Source organism: Microbacterium testaceum (genome assembly GCF_029761935.1).
Lineage (GTDB): Bacteria > Actinomycetota > Actinomycetes > Actinomycetales > Microbacteriaceae > Microbacterium > Microbacterium testaceum_A.
The window spans coordinates 138,614-157,257 of the sequence record NZ_CP121699.1 but is presented as its reverse complement, the minus strand read 5'-3'; the positions used below and the strand labels follow the sequence as shown (position 1 = coordinate 157,257).

At 71.6% G+C, this 18,644-nt stretch carries 10 protein-coding genes; 4 read left to right on the top strand and 6 right to left on the bottom strand.

The window, feature by feature from the left end; all coding sequences use genetic code 11:
• Positions 1-160 precede the first annotated feature (160 nt).
• Positions 161-3,106 carry a UPF0182 family membrane protein gene (locus tag QBE02_RS00650; RefSeq protein ID WP_279366712.1) on the bottom strand — a complete coding sequence of 982 codons (2,946 nt, stop codon included), beginning with the start codon at positions 3,104-3,106 and terminating at the stop codon, positions 161-163.
• A 48-nt stretch (positions 3,107-3,154) separates the two neighbouring features.
• Positions 3,155-4,276 (bottom strand): YlbL family protein, encoded by a 1,122-nt coding sequence (locus QBE02_RS00645; protein WP_279366711.1) that lies wholly within the window; start codon positions 4,274-4,276, stop codon positions 3,155-3,157.
• Between the two features lie 183 nt (positions 4,277-4,459).
• On the opposite strand from QBE02_RS00645, the gene QBE02_RS00640 reads away from it, so the two are divergent.
• Positions 4,460-5,911, top strand: a complete 1,452-nt coding sequence (locus tag QBE02_RS00640) for a zinc-dependent metalloprotease (RefSeq protein WP_279367834.1) — start codon at positions 4,460-4,462, stop codon at positions 5,909-5,911.
• A gap of 852 nt (positions 5,912-6,763) precedes the next feature.
• Here QBE02_RS00640 and QBE02_RS00635 read toward each other — a convergent pair.
• Entirely contained in the window at positions 6,764-8,515 is a 1,752-nt protein-coding gene (locus tag QBE02_RS00635; protein ID WP_279366710.1) for an ATP-dependent helicase, read from the bottom strand.
• Complete coding sequence (gene nudC / locus QBE02_RS00630; RefSeq protein WP_279366709.1) at positions 8,512-9,429, bottom strand: NAD(+) diphosphatase; 918 nt, start codon at positions 9,427-9,429, stop codon at positions 8,512-8,514. Before nudC ends, QBE02_RS00635 begins: the two co-directional genes overlap by 4 nt.
• Positions 9,430-9,536: 107 nt before the next feature.
• Between nudC and QBE02_RS00625 the strand changes: the two genes are divergently transcribed.
• A complete protein-coding gene (locus QBE02_RS00625; protein WP_279366708.1) occupies positions 9,537-11,033 on the top strand; it encodes a phosphotransferase in 1,497 nt (498 codons plus the stop codon).
• Between the two features lie 257 nt (positions 11,034-11,290).
• Here QBE02_RS00625 and QBE02_RS00620 read toward each other — a convergent pair whose 3' ends face one another.
• Together QBE02_RS00620 and QBE02_RS00615 are read right to left on the bottom strand one after the other, a co-directional pair.
• Entirely contained in the window at positions 11,291-14,578 is a 3,288-nt protein-coding gene (locus tag QBE02_RS00620; RefSeq protein ID WP_279366707.1) for an ATP-dependent DNA helicase, read from the bottom strand.
• 52 nt (positions 14,579-14,630) lie between these two features.
• A complete protein-coding gene (locus QBE02_RS00615) occupies positions 14,631-17,777 on the bottom strand; it encodes an ATP-dependent helicase (protein ID WP_279366706.1) in 3,147 nt (1,048 codons plus the stop codon).
• A 257-nt stretch (positions 17,778-18,034) separates the two neighbouring features.
• Between QBE02_RS00615 and QBE02_RS00610 the strand changes: the two genes are divergently transcribed.
• Positions 18,035-18,259, top strand: coding sequence for a DUF3107 domain-containing protein (locus QBE02_RS00610; RefSeq protein WP_056230491.1), 225 nt, complete (start codon positions 18,035-18,037; stop codon positions 18,257-18,259).
• A gap of 10 nt (positions 18,260-18,269) precedes the next feature.
• Positions 18,270-18,557 (top strand): hypothetical protein, encoded by a 288-nt coding sequence (locus tag QBE02_RS00605; RefSeq protein ID WP_279366705.1) that lies wholly within the window; start codon positions 18,270-18,272, stop codon positions 18,555-18,557.
• Positions 18,558-18,644: the final 87 nt, after the last annotated feature.

Sequence of the window (18,644 nt, the reverse complement as noted above, 5' to 3'; positions counted from 1 at the left end):
CTGACGCAGGTTTGTCAGCGAGATGCAGTCTCGCGCGTCTGAGGGGTGCGCGAGCGCGCGGTGGACGCGGGGCGTGAGCGCGTCGTGGACGGCGGTGGGGCGGCGGGAACGACGACGCCGGCGCCCCGCGGGAAGCGGAACGCCGGCGTCGAGGGATCGATCAGCCCGCGGGCGTGGCCGAGGGAGCCGGGGTCGGCGTGGTGCTGGCCGTGCCGCCCTGGCCCTGCGACTCGAGGTCGAGCAGGCGCTGGACGGCCGCGGTGAGGCGGGCATCCTGCGTCGCGAAGCCCGCGAGGTCGCCGCTCGTGAGCGCCGCCTGACGTGCCGTGAGCGCGTCGCGCGCCTCTTGCAGGGCGGCCGCGTAGTCGCCCGTCGGAGCCGGGGTGCCCGACGATCCGCCCGAACCGCTGTTCTGGTCGGTCGGGGTGACGGTCTCGTCGCCCGTATTCGCGCCGGAATCACCGCCGAACAACGTATCGAGCGCCTCGCTGAGCGTGTTCTCGAACGCGATCTTGTTGCCGAAGGCGACCAGCACGCGTCTCAGCTGCGGGAGCTTCGTATCACCCGACGACTGCACGAACACCGGCTGCACATACAACAGACCGCCACCGACAGGGAGGGTCAGCAGGTTGCCGTTGAGCACCTGCGACTGCCCCTGTTTCAGAATGTTGATCTGCGACGAGACGTTCGTATCGGAGTCGAACGTGTTCTGCACCTGGCCGGGTCCGGGCACCGTGGTCGACGAATCGATCACGAGCATTCGGAGCTTGCCGTAGTCGTCGCGTTTCGTCCCCTGCTGATTACCCGCGTTGGAGTCGACGGCGAGATAGCCCGTGAGCACGTTTCTCGCCTGCCCGCCCTGAGACGCCGGGATGAAGCTCGTGAACATCGAGTACGACGGGTCGTCCTGGTTCGGCATCTTCATCGTCAGGTAGTACGGCGGCTGGAAGGTCGCCGGGTCCTGCGGGTCGTTCGGGGTCGTCCAGCGGTTGTCCTGCTGGAAGAACGAACGCGCGTCGTCGACGTGGTAGACGCCGAGCATCGAGCGCTGCACCTTCATCAGGTCGGTCGGGTAGCGCACGTGGCTCATGAGGTCGGAGGACATGTCGGTCCACGGCTTGATGGTCGCGGGGTAGATGTTCTGCCACGCCTTGAGCAGCGGGTCCTGGTCGTCCCACGCGTACAGGCTCACCGAGCCGTCGTAGGCGTCGACCGTGGCCTTGACTGAGTTGCGGATGTAGTTGATGTCATCCAGCGCGTAGGTCGGGGCCGGGTTGTTCGAGTCGGCGATCGCCCGCGAGAGCGACACGCCCGACGAGTACGGGTAGTTCGCGCTCGTGGTGTAGCCGTCGATGACCCACTTGATGCGTCCGTCGACGACCGTGGGGTAAGGATCGCTGTCGAGCGTCAGGTACGGCGCGAGCTTCTGCACGCGCTGCTTGGGGTTGCGGTCGTAGAGGATCTGCGAGTCGGAGTTGACGTAGTCCGAGAAGAGGATCTGCTCCGACTGGAACTTCAGCGCGTAGATGAGGCGGTTGAAAACGTTGCCGACGCTGGGGCCGCCGTTACCCGCGAAGGTCGTGCGCGTCTCGTTGCCGCCGTCGGCGCCGAGCGGGTAGTCGAGCTCGATGTTCTCGCCGCCCTCGGGTCCGCCGACGATCGAGTACGGGGGCGACTGCTCGCCGAAGTAGACCCGCGGCTCGTAGTTGAGGTCGGTCAGGAAGCCGGTGCCGGGGATGGCCTGCTCGAGGAAGACCGGGTCGCCGTCGGCGGTGCGCTCGTTACCGGCGGCCGCGACCATGCCGTAGCCGTGCGTGTAGACGAGGGTCGTGTTCTGCCACGAGGCCGCGTCGCCGAGCTGACCGATGTTCAGCTCGCGCAGCGACACCACGGTGTCCTGCGTCTGGCCGTTGATCGTGTAGCGGTCGACGTCGAGCGGGGTGTTGAACTGGTAGTACGCGCGGTACTGCTCGAGCTGACGGACGGTCGGGCCGATGATCGCGGGGTCCATGATGCGCAGCTGCGCGGTGGACTCGGCGTCGTTGCGCAGCTGACCCGCCTGGGCCGTCGTGGTGGCCTGGAAGTTCTCTTTCTCGATGTTGTCGAGGCCGTACGCGGCCTTCGTCCCGTCGAGGTTGCGCTGGTAGTACTGGCTCTCGAGAGCGAGCTCGTTCGGACGCACCTGGAACGTGGTCACCGCCCACGGGATGGCGGCGCCGACGACGATCGCCGAGACGACCAGCAGCGCGGTACCGATCAGCGGGTAGCGCCAGCGACCGAGGAACGCCGTGACGAAGAACGCGAGGGCCACGATGACGGCCGCGATCGCGAGGATCGTCTGTCCGGGGATGACGGCGTTCGTGCCGACGTAGCCGGGGCCGGTGATGCGCTCCGACGGCTCGACGAGCGTGCGGAAACGGTCGAGCCAAAGGCTCGCACCCTGCAGCAGCAGGTAGAGGCCGGCGAGGATCGCGAGCTGAATGCGCGCGGCCTTCGAGATGCGCAGCTCGCGCTGGCCGACGCGCACCGAGCCGTACAGGTACGAGACCACGCCCGTGAGCAGGAGGCACACCAGCACCACCGCGGACGCAAAGCCGAGGGCGGCGGCGTAGAACGGCATCCCGAACAGGTAGAAACCGGTGTCGAGACCGAACTGGGGGTCGGTGGTGGAGGTGGAGACGCCGTTGAACCACAGCCACGTGGTCTCCCACTGGGCGGAAGCGGCGAAGCCCGCGAAGAAGCCGAAGAAGATCGGGATGCCCCACATCGCCAGGCGACGGAGCGGCTCGACGACCTCCTGGTAGCGGTCGAGCTGCGAGCTCAGACGCGCGTACACCGGCCGCAGCCGGTAGGCGAGCTGGATGACGCCCCACACGGGCAGCGCCATCGCGACGAAACCGACGAGGAACATCACGCTGCGGCCGATCCACTGGGTGGTCAGCACGGTGGTGAAGCCCAGCTGCGAGAACCACAGCCAGTCGGAGTACAGGTTCGCGAAGACGAAGAACGCCACGACGAGCGCTGCGATCACCGCCAGAGTGATCGAGATGATCCGTCGAGAGCGGTTAGGAGGCGTGGCCTGATTCGGCGCCGAGGTCGTGGTCACCCGTCCATCCTAGGCGCGCCCCGCCTGGGGTTCGCCGTGAAAGGACGATCACGAAGTACACGTCGGCAGGGCGTCGAGATCGCCCCCGTCGCGGATGGTCTCGAGCACGGTGAGCGACTGCTTCAGCGTCGACGTCGAGAACACCCGGATGCCGTCGGGCACGTGCCCCACGACCTCGTTGCAGTTCGCCTCAGGGGCGAGGAACCAGGTGGCCCCGGCATCCCGAGCTCCGTAGAGCTTCTGACGGATGCCGCCGATCGGGCCCACATTGCCGTCGGCGTCGATCGTGCCGGTGCCGGCGATGTGCTGGCCACCGGTCAGGTCGCCGGGCGACATCTTGTCGATGATGCCGAGGGCGAACATCATGCCGGCGCTCGGGCCGCCCACGTCGTTCAGCTGGATCTTCACGTCGACGGGGAGGTCGAACGTCATCATCAGCCCGACGCCCAACAGGTACTGCGTCTGACCGTTCACATCGGTCTGCCGGGGCGTGACCTGGACGGTGGATGCCGTGCCATCGCGCTCGTACCCGACGGTGACCGGGGCTCCGGCGGCCTTCTGCACGGCGGCGCGAACGTCGTCGATGTTCGAAACCGCCGCCCCGTCGACGGAGGTGATGACGTCATCCTGCTGCAGCAGGCCCTTCGCGGCCCCGGAGTCGTCGATCGCGCCGACCGCGATCTGCTGCGGGACGTCGTACCCGAGCTGCCGGAGGGCCGCGGCGCTCGCCTCGAGCTGCGAGTCGGTCATGAGGGCGGCGTTCTCGGTGTTGCGCTGCTCGGTGCTCTGCCCCGCGGGGAAGATGCGGTCGATCGGGACGACGGCGCGCGAGCTGTCGAACCAGGCCGAGGCCAACTCGATCCACGACGGAGTGTGCTCGCGGTTGCCGCTCACCTGGACGGTCAGCAGGTCGAGCTGACCGGTACTCGTGGAGTCCTTCTCGTCGGGCACAGTGATCAGGGGCACCTGCTGGCCGTCGGCCGACGCGGTGGTCCCGAGCGTGTTGTAGACGGGGCCGGGCTGCTGGATGACGTACGCCGAGGGTAGGAACGTCATCACGAACAGCACGATCACGGCGATCGTGAGCGACCAGACGCCGACGACGGTGCCGCGCCTCCACCGCTGTCGAGGGGCGGGCACGACGGAGACGTTCTCATCGAACAGGGTCACGGTCTCAATCCTTTGCCGGGTCGTTCGCGCGCGGCGTAAGCGGCGAGAGGCCGGGCCGACAGATGCGGGGAAGCGTGCGACTAGCGTAGGACTCGTTCCCCCAGACCTGGCTGAAAGGCGGCTGAAGTGGCAGACGACAACCCCGGCGGCGACCGGAGCCCCGAGGACGAGTTCCAAGAACTCATGCGCCGTCTCATGTCAGGCGATGTCAGCGGAATCGACCCCGAACAGCTCTCGCGGCTGTCGGGCATGCAGATCGATCCCGCGATGCTGCAGGCGGTCATGGCGCAGTTGCAGGGCGCCTTCGCCGGCACCAACGAGGGCGTCGACTGGAGCCTGGCCGAGCGCCAGGCCCTGCACATCGCCAACCAGGACGGCCTGGGCGTGACCAGCGGTCAGCGCACCGACATCGACCAGGCGTTCACCCTCGCGGCACTGTGGCTGGGCGAGGCCACCTCGATCAGCGACCTCCCCCGTCCCCCGCGCGCCGTCACTCGCGGCGCCTGGGTGAGCGCGACCCTGCCCGTCTGGCAGGAGCTCGCCGAGCCCGTCGCGACCAGCATCGCCGACGCCCTCACCGCAGCCCTCGGACAGCAGGCCCCCGACGACATGCAGGACATGATCGCCGGAGCCGGTCGCCTCATGCGCACCGTCGGCGGGTCGCTCTTCGCCACCCAGCTCGGTCAAGTCGTCGGTCGCCTGTCGACCGAGGTCGTCGGCGGCGGAGACGTCGGCATCCCCGTCATGCCCGACGGCGAGGCCGCGATACTGCCGCAGAACTTCGCCGACTTCGGTCGCGACCTCGAGATCCCCGAGGATCAGTTGGCCCTCTACCTCGCGACCCGCGAACTCGCTCACGCGCGCCTGTTCCGTCACGCCCGGTGGCTGCGCCTGCACGTCATCTCGCAGGTGCGCGACTTCGCCCGCGGCATCCACGTCGACACCGCCGCCCTCGAAGACCTCGCCTCGCGCTTCGACCCGACGCAGCCCGAAGAACTGCGCGGCGCCCTCGAGAGCGGTGCCCTGCTGCCCGAGCGCTCCGAAGAGCAGACCGCGGCCCTCACGCGCCTCGAGAACCTGCTCGCCACGATCGAGGGCTGGGTCGACGTCGTCACCGAGGACGCCACCTCGCGGCTGCCCTCGGCCGGGCGCATCGCCGAGGCCGTGCGCCGCCGCCGCGCGGTGGGCGGTCCCGCCGAGCAGGCGCTCGGCGCCCTCGTCGGCCTCGAACTGCGCCCGCGCCGCATGCGCGAGGCCGCGGCCATGTGGCGCGCCGTCACCGACGCGGTCGGCGTCGAGGGTCGCGACGGGCTATGGGACTACCCCGACCTCATGCCGTCGTCGGAGGACATCGACGACCCCGCGGCGCTCATCGCGCGCCTGACGGCCGCCTCACGCGGCGAAGCGGCCCCCTCCGACGCGATGGACGACGCATTGGCGCAGCTGCTCGCCGAGGAAGCCGACGGCGGTCGACGCGACGCCGGGAGCAAGAGCCCGGATGCCGGGACGCCCGGCGTTGCAGCCCCGGATGCCGGGAGACCGGACGCCGGGAGCGCGGGCGACGCGGCGGGTGACGCCGGACGCGACGGCGGCGATGACGATGGAGCGGCTCCGGGAGACCAGCGCCCGGTGTGACGCGGGCCCGGGGCGCCGATGGCCGTTGTGCGCGGCGGACCCGTTGTGACGCGGACCCGGGCGCTGTTGTGAGCGCCGAGCCGGCTTCGAGCTGACGCCCGTGGGGAGGACGACGTTCCTCCCCACGGGCGTTTCGCCGTTTTCGCCCTGGGGACAACGGCATGCGGGATCTCGAGCGACGCGATGATCGGGCGATGATCAGACTCGATTCCGCCGCTCCCCCGCTCTGGCGCGCCGACGGGAGCATCCAGTTCGGCGCCCCCGCGGTGGCCGTCTCGCCGTTCACCGGCTCGTGGGTCGACGTCGTCGTCGCGGCCCTGGCCGAAGGGACGAGCCCGGCCGCTGTGCGGGGGCTCGCCCGCGTGCACGGGGCCGGGGACGGCGAGGCCGACGCCTTCCTCGCGGCGGTCGCGCCGGCGTTGGCGCGGAGGACGCGGCATCCACCCCTTGCCCTTCACGTCGACGACGACCTGCCGGCGCGGGCGACTCACGCCGTGCTGGCGGCATTGCCCGCCCGCACGCGGGTCGTTCCCTGGGCAGGACCGGCGACCGAAGACGTCGCCCCCGGAACGCGGGTCGTTCTGCTGGCCGCTCACCGGGTCGACCCGCGACGGGCGGGGCCGCTCGTCCGCGACGACGTGACCCATGTGCCCCTCGTCCTCGACGGGTCAGGCGCCCGCATCGGCCCCGTCGTGGCGCCGGGACGGACCGCGTGCCTGGCCTGCCTCGACGCCGATCAGCGCCGCCACGACCCGGGCTGGGCCACGGTGGCCGCCCAACTGATCGGCAGACCCCGACCCGACGTCGACGTGGCCCTCGCCGCCGAGGCCGGTCGGGCGGCGCGGTTCTTGCTCACCGCTCCGATCGGGCGGACGACGAGGTCGTTGCACCTGCGCGGCGACTCGTTCCGGCGGGCCTGGACGCTGCATCAGCCGAGCGCAGACTGCCACTGCCGATCTCCCGAAGGAATCGCGACGGAGACCGCTCACCCCGACCTCGGCCCCGCGCCCAGCTCACCGACAACGTCCGCGCGGCCCGCGTGACGCCCACGTACGCGAGGCGTCGCTCCTCGTCGACCGCCTCGAACGTCTTCGCGTACGAGATCGGCAGGAGCCCTTCGCTGACTCCCACGAGGTACACATGATCCCACTCCAGACCCTTCGCCGCGTGCAGCGTCGCCAGCGTCACCGTGCGAGTGGTCGGCTCGTGCTGATCGCGGGCGCGCGCCTGCAGGTCGTCGGTGAAAGCGCGCAGATCCGTACCCGCGGGGGCCTCCTCGGCCAGCCGCAGCAGAGCCGCCCGCGCCTCCCACGCCTCGCGCAGGGCACCGCCCGCCTCGGGTGGGTCGTCGGTGAGCCCGACGCTGCGCAGCACATCGCGCACCGTCGGAAGGAAGCCCGTCTCGAGCGGCGCCACGGACGCCGCCCGCAGAGCCATGAGCGCCTGACGCACCTCGGGCAGGTCGAAGAACTTGCGCCCGCCCAGCACCGACGCCGCCACGCCCACCTTCGCCAGAGCAGAGAGCAGCGCCGCCGACTGGGCGTGCGAGCGGTACAGCACGGCGATGTCGTGCGGATCGACGCCGCGCGAGAGCGAGTCGCGGATCGAGCGGGCCACGGCGGCGGCCTCGTCTTCGTCGTCGTCGAAGGCGCGGACCGTCGGGGTAGGCGTCTCGTCGTCGCTCGCGGCCTTCAGCTCGAGGGCGCCGGCCCGGCCCCGCATGAGGTCGTTCGCGACGGCGAGCACGGGAGCGGTGGAGCGGTAGTTGCGCTCGAGACGCACGACGCGCGCGTCGTCGTAGGTGCGCCCGAAATCGAGCAGGTACCGCGCATCGGCGCCGGTGAAGGAGTAGACCGTCTGACTCGCGTCGCCCACCACGCACAGGTCGCGACGATCCCCGAGCCACAGCTCGAGCAGTCGGTTCTGCAGCGGGGAGACGTCCTGGTACTCATCCACCGTGAAGTGCCGGTACTGCTCGCGCACCGCCGCGGCGACGCGCGGTTCGGCCTCGATCATGCCGGCGCACGTCAGCAGGACGTCCTCGAAGTCCATCTGACGACGCTCGTCCTTGAGCTTCTCGTACGCCCGCTGCAGCGCGACGACCTGATCCACACCGAGGCGGCCGACGCCGTCGGGGCGGTCTGCCGCGTACTGCTCGATCGACCGCAGGGTCACCTTGCGCCACTCGATCGCCGAGGCCACATCGCGAAGGGTCGCCGTGTCGGGAGCGAGTCCCACACCGTCGGCCGCGTGCGCGAGCATGCGGACCTTGTTGTCGATGATCGACGGAGCCTGGTCGCCGGCGAGCGTCGGCCAGAAGAAGTTGACCTGCGCCAGGGCCGCCGCGTGGAACGTGCGGGCCGACACCCCCGAGACGCCGAGAGCGCGCAGACGCCCGCGCATCTCTCCCGCGGCCTTGGCCGTGAAGGTCACCGCCATCACGCGCTGCGGCGAGTACGCGCCGGTGTCGACGCCGTGGGCGATGCGACGCGTGATCACGCGCGTCTTACCGGTACCCGCCCCCGCGAGCACGCACACCGGACCGCGCAGCGCGCGGGCGGCCTCGAGCTGGTACTCGTCGAGCCCCTCGAGCGGCGAGGTCACGCGACGCCTCGATACCAGTCGTCGATGAGCCGCCGGGCGATGGACGCCGGCCCCGGAAGCGTCGCCGAGCCCTCGCCCCGCAGCGCCGCCCCGATCTCGTCACGGTCGAACCAGCGCACCTCGACGATCTCGTCGCCGTCGGCCTGTGCCTCGGCGTCGTCCACGACCACCGCGCGGAAGCCGAGCATCAGCGACCGCGGATACGGCCACGCCTGCGAACCGCGGTATGCGATGTCGCGCAAGCGCACCCCGGCCTCCTCGCCCACCTCGCGGGACACGGCGTCTTCGAGCGATTCCCCCGCCTCGGCGAAGCCGGCGAAACACGAATACCGGTCCCCGCCCCAGGCGGAATTGGCACCGAGCAGGATGCGGTCGTCACTGGTGGCGGAGGTCACGAGCACGATGACTGCGGGGTCGGTGCGCGGAAAATGCTCGCGCCCGCACACGGGACAGTGGCGCGACCAGCCGGCGTGGCGCAGTTCGGTCGCCGAGCCGCACGCCGGGCAGAAAGCGGCATCGCGCAGCCACCCCGCCAGAGCGACGGCGGTGGTCAGCAGTTCGGCTTCGCCGGCGGGCAGGTCGCCACCGGCGGCGCGGAGCGGGGACCACTCGGCATCCGGAACGATCTCGTCGGGCGCGCCATCGCTCAACGCCGCCAGAACGACCGCGGTGCGGTCGGGAGTGTGTCCGAGGAATGCCCACTCGGTCACGACGTCGTCGTCCACCTCCGTGGTCGACACGAGTGCGAGGCGGCCGTCGCGGAGGGGCGCGGCGTCTCGACGGATCGCGAGCACACGCGTGCCCGGCTCCGCGCGGAGGCGGCCCAGCAAGGTTTCGTCGTCACGCTCACCACCCGCGCGATCCACGGTCAACGGGGGACGGACCTCGGACGACGAAGACGCGGGACGCGGCATCGAACACCTCTCTGACGGCGGGCGGCAAGCGGCGGTCGGACGACCGACCTCCTCGGTCAAGGGCGTGGCGCGGGCCGGTGAAGGAAGGCCCGACCTACCCTGGGGGCATGGCACGCTCGCCCCTCATTTTAGCCGCGTCGGCGACAACGGCCCTGCCCGGTGCAGCCTTCTCGAACGTCAGCACCCTGACCGAGAACGCCGCAGGTCGCTTCGATGCCGCTCTCGCGCGCACCGCCGACGGGCGCGAGGTCGTCATCCGCATGCCGGCCGGCGAAGAGGCGGCCCCCGACCTCGCCGCCGAATCGCGCGCCCTGCACGCGCTCACGGCGGGCGTCCGCGCCCTCCTCCCCTTCGCCGTGCCCGAGGTGATCGGAGAAAGCGGCTCCGGAACGCAGCGCGTGCTCATCGTCGACCGCATCGACGGCTACCGCATCGACCCCGCGCACCTGCCCAAGGGCCCCGGCTACGCACCCGCCATCGGCGGAGCCCTAGCCGCCGTGCACGCACTCCCCGTGTCGATCGTCCGCACCGACGGACTCCCCGTGCGCTCCCCCGAGCAGGTGCGCGACGACGTCAAGCGACTCCTCGACCGCGCCGATGCGACCGGACGCGTCAGCGACGACCTCATGCTGCGCTGGCGCCGCGCGCTCGACGTCGACAACCTGTGGCGCTTCGAATCGGCGGTCGTCCTGGGCGGAGCGACCAGCTCCTCCATCCTCCTCGCCGACGACGAGGACGAGATCCCCCACGTGGTCGGCATCCTCGACTGGGCCGGGCTCAGTGTCGGCGACCCGGCCGTGGACCTGCGCTGGTTGGCATCCGCTCCCCTGGCCGCCGACGACGTGCACGCCGGATACGCCGCCGCGGGCGACCGCTCCCCCGATCCCCTGCTGCGCGAGCGCGCCCGGCTGTACGCCGAGCTCGAGTTCGCCCGGTGGCTCGTGCACGGCCACGACGCCGGCGAGACCGACGTCGTCGCCGACGCCGTCGCCCTGCTCGACGCCCTGGCCGACGGCGTGCGCGGCGACCACATCGTGCCCGACTCGCGCAGCGACATCGACGACGCGATGGCCCTCGTCGAGAGCGTCCCCCCGGTCTCCGCCCCGGCCGCGGTCGACACCTCGATGCAGACCGACGCCTACGACCCCGAAGCCCTCTCGCTGTATCTGTCCGCTGAGCGCGACCGCGCCACGGCTGCCGAGGCCCTCGCCGAAGCCCTCGCGAACGCGAAGGAATCGGACGCCGACAGCGGAGCGCTCCACGTCGACCGGCTGCCCGTCCCCGACAGCGTCGAGCCCGGCGCGACCGAACCGCTCGACCTCGACGGGTGGGCGGAGGGCGACGCCCGGGAACCGAAGGACGACCGCACTCAGGGGCCCGCACTCAGCGGAGACACCGACGCGACCTCGCTCTGGTCGCGCGCCGCGGTGTCCGCCGACCCGGCCGGGCCCGCCGTCCGCGACGAGAACACGTTCGGCGGCGACGCATCCGAGGATCAGCATCCCGCCGAGGGTGACGCCGCGCACATCGACGACGAAGAAGACGCCGCTCGCGCGAGCCGCGCCGCACTGCGCCGCTGGGGCGTCTCCGGCGACGGGGCCTGACGGGGCCCTCCCCGCGGTTTGGGGCGGGTTCTGTCGTTTGGGGCGGTTTTCTCGCGCCCCAAACGACAAAACGCGCCCCAAACCCCGCCGCGACAGCTTCAGCACCCTGACCGGGGAACAAACCGTCGCATTGGGGCGCCCTCCGTGCACCGGGGCGGACGCTGACCACCCCAATGCACCTGAAGCGCCCCAAACCACCTCTCGGCGCCCGGGTCACGGCCGCGAGCGGACGGCCCCTCCCAGCTCAAGCCGTGGCGTCAGCCCCGCAGCACCAGTTCGTCGCCGACGTAGAACAGGGCCACATCGATCAGGTCGAGGTCGATGCCGTGTTTCGCGTGGTACGCCTCGCGATAGAGCTCGAGCTGCAGCATGCGCGAGCGACGCTCGGGCTCGCTGGTGGGCGGGCGACCCGTCTTCCAGTCGACGATCTCGTACCTGTCGCCGCGGCGGTACACGGCATCCAGCTTGCAGATGACGACGTGCTCGCGACCGTCGAGGCGGGTCGTGACGAAGTCGATCTCGGTTTCGACCTCGAGGGGCCGCAACCCCGCCCATTCCGAGCGCTCGAAGCAGGCGCGCAGTCGCTCGAGTTCCGCCGCATCCGCCGCAGACGCTCCGTGCTCGTCGTCGTCCCACAGGCCGTCGTCGTCGAGCCCGATCCCCGCACCGACCAGCCCGGAGCGCTGCTCGACCCAGGCGTGGAAAAGGGTACCCAGACGCGTCTGCCGGTACGGGCGTTCCGGCATGGGGCGGCGCAGCTCTTCGACCGCCCGACCGTAGTCGGCGACGAAATCCATGAACCGCGACGCCGGGATACGCGTCGGAGCCGGCGTGTGCACGGGTCGGAGGCGGTCGGCGCGTTCGGCGAGAAGCAGTTCGAGGTCGTCGTCGGGGTCGGCCGGAGGCGCCGCGCGCGCCGCGGTGACGGCGCTCACCGCGCCCGAGATCGCTGTGCGCCGCGCGCCGAGCGGGTCGAGCGGCCACTGCAGCAGGCGCCTCTCGCCGTCGTAGGGGTCCTCCCCCGCCTCGTCGACGGTCAGCTCAACGCCGAGCGCCTCGGCCGCCTCGTCGAGGAAGATGCTGGGTCTCCGCGGGCGCTTCGTGCCCGACCAGCTCGATCCCGACAGCATGAGATGATCCCTGGCGCGTGTGAATGCCACGTAGGCGAGACGCCGGTCCTCATCGAGCTGACGCGCCCGGTTGTCGGCGACGAACGCGTCGATCGCCGCTTTGAGGTCCTGCTGCGTCTCGGCCCCGCGCCACCCGAACACCGGGAGCCACGCGGAGTCGCCCCGGAACTCCGACGGCAGGATGCCGAATCCCAGCCACCCCTTCGTGTCACGGGGCAGCGAGGGCAGCTCGTCGGTCACGAGACGCACGACTGCCACGGCGTCCCATTCGAGGCCCTTCGAGCCGTGGATCGTAAGGAGCTGCACCACGTCGTCTTCGGGCGGCTCGGTGCGGGGCGCGAATTCGTCTGCCTGTTCGGCGTGGTCGAGCCAGGCGAGCAGGCTCGGCACCGATCCGGACTCGTCCGCGGCGAGGAACCCGCGAATCTCGTCGACGAAAGCGCGCAGCTGCGCCGAGGCGATGCGCGCCGGGCCGCGGGCTTCGTTGGCCGCGAGCTCGATGTCGAGACGGAGCTCGGCCTCGATCAGCCGGATGAGTTCGGGGATGGGAGCACCGACGCTGCGCCTCAGCGCGGCGAACACCGCTCCCGCCTCGCGGAGGCGCGCGCGTCCCTCTGGGGTGATGTCGGTGAGCCAGCCGTGACCGTCGGTCTGGCGCGTGACGAAGTCGAGGGCGTCGACGAGCGATGCCCGATCGGCTCCGGGGGTCGAGCGCAGACGGTCCACGGTCTCGGGCGCGAGCGGCTGCAGGGCGACGTCGTGGGTGGCCAGGCGGCGGGCGAGCTGCGCGAGAGCGCGGAGATCCGCGAGACCGACGGCCCAGCGGGGGCCGGACAGCAGGCGGATCAGGGCGGACCCCGCCTCGGGGTCGCTGATGACCCGCAGGACCGACACGACATCGACGACCTCGGGAGTGGTCAGCAGGCCGCCCAGCCCGAGGATGCGATGAGGGATGCCGCGCCGCCCGAGCGCATCGCCGAAGCGCACCATGTGCTTCTTGCTGCGGAACAGCACCGCTCCCGTGGTGCCGCGTCCCTCTGCGGCACGAGCCGCGCGGACGCCGACGAACCACGACGCGACACGGTCGGCCTCTGCGTCGAGGTCGTTCTCGAACGCGATCTCGACCACCCCGTCGGGAGCCCCCGGCCGCGAGCGGAGCTCTTCGACCGCGACGGCCGCCCGCGAGGCGAGGGGCGCCAGCACGGCGTTGGCGGCGTCGAGCACGCGCGCGCTGTTGCGCCAGCTCGTCAAGAGGGCGAATCGCTGACATCCGCCCGTCGAGGCGAAGGCGTCGGGGAAGCCGCCGAGGTTTCCGGCACTGGCGCCGCGCCAGGCGTAGATGGCCTGGTGCGGGTCGCCGACGGCCATGACGCCGGTCCCGCCGAACAGGGTCGCCAGCAGGTCGGTCTGAACGACCGAGGTGTCCTGGTACTCGTCGAGTAGCACGACGCGATAGCGCGCGCGCAGTTCTTCGACGACCGCGGGATGCTCCTGGGCGATGCGCAGCGCGCCGGCCACCTGATCGGCGAAGTCCATGACACCCAGCCGCGCTTTCTCGCGGTCGTAATCGGCCGCGAGCCGCGCGAGCAGCGACAACGCCGACACCCGGGTCGCGGCGTCGGCCACGTCTTTGTAGACGCCGACGCGGGCCGAGGTCGACGGGCGCTCGACGATGCGACCGAACTCGTCCGGGAAGGCGGCGAGCTTCTCGAGGTCGACGAGGTTGTCGACGCCGTCGCGGGCGATCCGCAGTGCCGCGTCGATCAGCGTGCGCGGGGATTCTTGGCGCTCCTCGAGGCGGGGGTCGTCGGAGGCGAAGACGACCCTTCGCATGAGCAACCATGCCGCCGATTCCGACATCACGGCCGCCTCGGAATCACGACCGATGCGCAGCCCGTGCTCGCGCACGATCGAGTCGGCGAAGCTGTTGTAGGTCGACACGGTGGGCCGGTGCAGGAGTTGGTCGCCCTCGTCGAGACCGGCGTCGGCCGCCCCGACCTCGGCGGCGAGAGCATCGAGGACGTCCCGCCGAGCCGCGTCGGCTTTCGCCCCCTCGAGTCGAGCGACGTCGGCGAACACCGACAGCCGGCCGGCCTCGTGAAGAGCGGGCAGCGCGGGCAGCAGCCCCCGTGTCTCGAACTCCGACAGACGCTGCAGACGGCGCTGGATGCGCTCGGCCAGCTCTCCGGCCGCCTTTCGCGTGAACGTCAGCCCGAGCACCTCGTCGCGCCGGACCAGTCCGTTCGCCACGAGCCAGACGACGCGCCCGGCCATGGTCTCGGTCTTGCCGCTGCCGGCGCCCGCGACGACGAGGGCGGGGGCGAGGGGGGCTTCGATGACGGCGGTCTGCTCGACGGTCGGCGGGAACTGCCCGAGGGCCGCGGCGATCGTCGCGGCAGAGAGCACAGCGCTCACAACGTCCTCCTCGAGCGTCGGCGGGCGCCCCTGAGAGCTGGGAGAACAGCGGTCATGACGCACTCACCGCCGAGACCGTGTGAATGCGGCACAGGCCGTACGAGAATTCGTCTCGGCAGTGGACTTCGTACGGGGCGGCGAAGCTCGTGCCGCGCATCACCTCGACCGCGCGCTGCACCCGCTCGACGAACTGCGCGCGCTGCGCGTCGTCGAACGGCTTCTGCGTCGGTTCGGCGTAGTCCTTCTTGGCCGCGGTCGGACGCAGTACGAGCAGCTTCGCCCCACCCGAGGGCAGCCCCGCGACCTGCTCGATCGCGCCCGACGAGAACGCCAGCTGGTACGCCGCGAGCTGGGGGTTGTCGGCGACCTTGGCGTCGGTCTGGGGCTCGCTCTTGCCGGTCTTGAGGTCGACGATCACGACCTCTCCCGCGGGTGTCACCTCGACCCGATCGATGTCGCCGCTCAGCACGGCGCCGTGCTCGCCGGCATCCGCGATGGGGATCGGCACCTCGAAGTGCCGCTCGGCGCCGATCAAGCGCCCGCCCGCGTCATCGAACCGACGCAGGTACGCGGCCAGACGACGAATCAGTTCGCGCGCACGGGTGCGTTCGGCCCGCTCGCGCCACACGGCGTCGAAGGCCAGCTCGCCCCAGCGCTCGTCGACCACGGCCCAGAGGTCGTCTTCGGACGACGACGCCGCCGTCTCGAGCGCCGCGTGGATGATCGTGCCGATGCCGGCCGTCGTCCCGCCCCGGTCACCGCCGAGGTCGGCGATGACCCAGTCGAGCTCGCATTCTTCGAGAGCGTGCAGGCGCGACGGCGAGACGCGGACGTCTTCGCGCGTCAGGTCGCGCAGGGGTGCCGACGAGGTGGGTGCGGCCACGCCGTACCACTGCTCAGGCGCCGCACCGGCGACCCCGGCTGTTGCGAGCAGCGCGAGCTGGCCCGCCGCGTGGGCACGTTCGGTCGCGGGAACCCGCGGCGCGGTCAGCGAACGCCGGTGCCGAGCGACGAGACCCCGCAACGACAGCGGATGTTCGGGAATGGATGCCGCCGGCTCGGGCGCCGGGAGCATCTCGAACAGCACGCTGGGCCCGGTGTCGTCGTCGTCGACGGCGGTGACGACGAGAAGCGAACCGGCCCGGCTCAGGGCGCGGACGAACAACCTGAGCTCGTCGTGCATGGCCGCGCGACGGCGGTCGAGCATGCCCGCGGCGGGGAGGTCGGGGTTCTGCACCGCGTCGGCCAGACGCCAGGTCTCGAGCAGGCCGCCGCGCAGGCGGGTGTTGGGCCACACCCCGTCTTGCACCCCCGCGATGATGACCGTGTCGAACGCGGTGCCGGCCGCAGCCGCGGGGGTGAGCACGCGGACCGTGTCGACGACGGCGGGCTGCTCGATGCGGTCTTCGGCGACGTCACTGTCGAGGACGGCCCGCAGGAAGACCGACGCCTCGCCGTCGGGTTCGCGTTCGGTGTAGCGCTTCGCCGCCTGGAAGAGCGCGACGACGGCGTCGAGGTCGCGGTCGGCCTGTTCGGCGATCGGCCCGTGCCCGCGGACGGCCTCGCGCCACGAACGGGAGAGTCCGCTGCGCTCCCACGCGGTCCACAGCAGTTCGTGGGGTGTCGCGCGCGAGAGGGCCTGCGCCCGAAGGGCGGCCAGGGTCTCACCCAGCCGCGCGGCACGACGCGCCTCGCGCGTGTCGACGGTCTCGAGTTCGAGAGGGAAGCGCACGCCGGAGACGAGCAGCTCGGTCGCCGTGCGTGCTCCCCCGGCGCCGAGCTCGTCGTGCCGGAGTGCCGTGCGCAGCCGACGGAGCTCGATGGGGTCGAGACCCCCGAACGTCCCGAGCAGAGCGTCGACCACCTCGTCGGGAGCCCAGTCGTCGGGGTCTTTCATGCCGAGCTCGACGAGACCCACGAGGTCGCGGACCGGTCGCTGGACACCGAGGGCGAGTCCGGGCCCGCTCGCCCGGGCGGGCACCTCTCGCGCGGCCAACTCGGCCTCGAGGGTCGCGACCTGCCGCGAGTCGTGCGCGATCACGGCGCACGAGCCCCAGGGCACACCGTCGAGGACGTGCCGTTCCCGCAGCAGACGGGCGATGGCATCGGCCTCTTCGGCCGGGGACCGGAGGAGGTACGTGCGCACGGACCCCTGCGGCGCCGCGCCCGAGGGTGCGCGTCGGTGAGCGACGACCCCGGCCGCACCGATTCGCGTCACGACGCGACGGACGAGGTCGATCTGTTCGGGCGTTCCCCGATGCGGCTCGCCGAGCGCAGCGGTCGTGCCGAGTTCGCGAGTGAGACGCGCGAAGTTCTCGGGAGTCGCGCCGCGGAACGCTCCCGACCCGACGTCGGGGTCGCCGAACGCGACCACGCCGATCCCCAGGCCGCGGCACGCGCGCAGCAGATCGATGCCGCCAGCTGTCAGCTCTTGCGCATCGTCGACGAGGATGCAGCGCAACGCGGAGAAGCGTCCGAGCAGACCGCGCTCGATGCGCGCCTCGTCGAGGACGGCGACGGCCTCGCGCGCGAGATCGGCCGCGTCGCGGTGCGCGCCGCGCATCTCGGAGCGCACCGCCCGGTACTCGTCGGCGAACGACGCCAGCGAGGCCCACACCGGCAGGTCGAACCGCTCGGCGAGACGGACGAGATCGTCTGAGACGACGCCCAGGTCGGTGCATTCCGCGAGGAACGCGCGGAGATCGCCGCGGAAACCGCGCGTGGCGCGAATCGCCGGCCCGAGCCACGCGGGCCACCGCGACGGCCCCTCGAGCTCGTCGAGCGCGTCGCCCTCGAGCAGATCGCGGATGATCTGGTCTTCGTCGCCGCCGGTGAGCAGCTGCGGCGGTTCGAGGCCACGACGCACTTCGGCCGCCCGCACGAGTTGGAAGGCGAACGACGCCACCGACCGCGCCAGAGCGCCGGACGTGGCTCGCCCCACCGCGAGGGCGAGGGGGTCGCGCAGCGCGGTCGCCGCGGGCCGCGTCGGCGTGAGCACGAGGACCTCGTCGGGATGAACCCCGGATGCCACGAGCTCGCGCACGCGCGCCAGAAGGGTGGTCGTCTTGCCCGAGCCCGGGGCCCCCACGACGACGCCGCTCGCGGCAGCGGGCCAGTCGACGACGACGCGCTGCTCGGTGTCGAGAGCACCTCCCCGGGCGGGAGATGCGTCAAGGGCGACGGCATCCGGGATCTGCATGTCTCCACGCTAATCGCGACCTCCGACATCGTCGTGTGCGACGCCGCGGCCGCACCGGTTCGCGCCCCGCCGACACCCCCGGGCCGGCGCCCCGCCCCACCCCCGGTCCACGCCTCGACCCGGCACGATCGCCCAGCGCAGGCGCGCGCGTTCGCCGTCCGCGAAGCGGCCCCTCCCGCGGGCTGCGGTGTCGGGAGCCTGCCCTAGAGTCGAATCACGCGCCGGGCCGACCGCGGCCCGCGGGGAAAGGACGCATCGTGGAGATCCGCATCGGAATCACCAACACCGGCCGCGAGCTGAACTTCGAGACGAACGAGAGTTCGGATGCCGTCAAGTCGGCCGTCGCCGCCGCCCTCGACAACTCCGCCAGCCACGTCACCTTCACCGACGTGAAGGGCAACTCCTACCTCGTTCCGACCGCCAACCTCGCGTTCGTCGAACTGGGCACCGAAGAGTCGCGTCGCGTCGGCTTCGTCGCCTGACACTCGAGCCGTGCAGATCCTGCTCGGACTGATCATCGGCGCGGTCATCGGCCTCGCCGTGCACTTCGCGCTTCCGCACCGTCACCTCCGCGGCGTCGTCCTCGCCCCTCTGGCGGGGGCCGCCGCGGCGGCGATCGTGTGGACGGCGCTGACGTGGATGGGCCTCGGCGTCGACTCGCCGATCCTCTGGATCGTCGCCGTCCTGGCCCCGGCCGTCACGACGTTCGCGCTCGTGTCGCTGCTCACGCGGTCACGCGTCGCCCGCGACGAAGCGGATCGCGCGCGCATGGGCGTCTGACGACAGCACCGGATGCCGGCTCCCCGGCGCCCGGCGAAGCCCGCGGCATCCGCGCGACGAGGTGCACGCCCCCGGCGATGACCGTCG

Excerpts from the sequence above, each read along its gene's own strand:
- QBE02_RS00625 (WP_279366708.1), top strand. The coding sequence starts at position 9,537 with ATGGCACGCTCGCCCCTCATTTTAGCCGCGTCGGCGACAACGGCCCTG.
- QBE02_RS00615 (WP_279366706.1), bottom strand. The coding sequence starts at position 17,777 with ATGCAGATCCCGGATGCCGTCGCCCTTGACGCATCTCCCGCCCGGGGA.
- nudC (WP_279366709.1), bottom strand. The coding sequence starts at position 9,429 with ATGCCGCGTCCCGCGTCTTCGTCGTCCGAGGTCCGTCCCCCGTTGACC.
- QBE02_RS00640 (WP_279367834.1), top strand. The coding sequence starts at position 4,460 with ATGCGCCGTCTCATGTCAGGCGATGTCAGCGGAATCGACCCCGAACAG.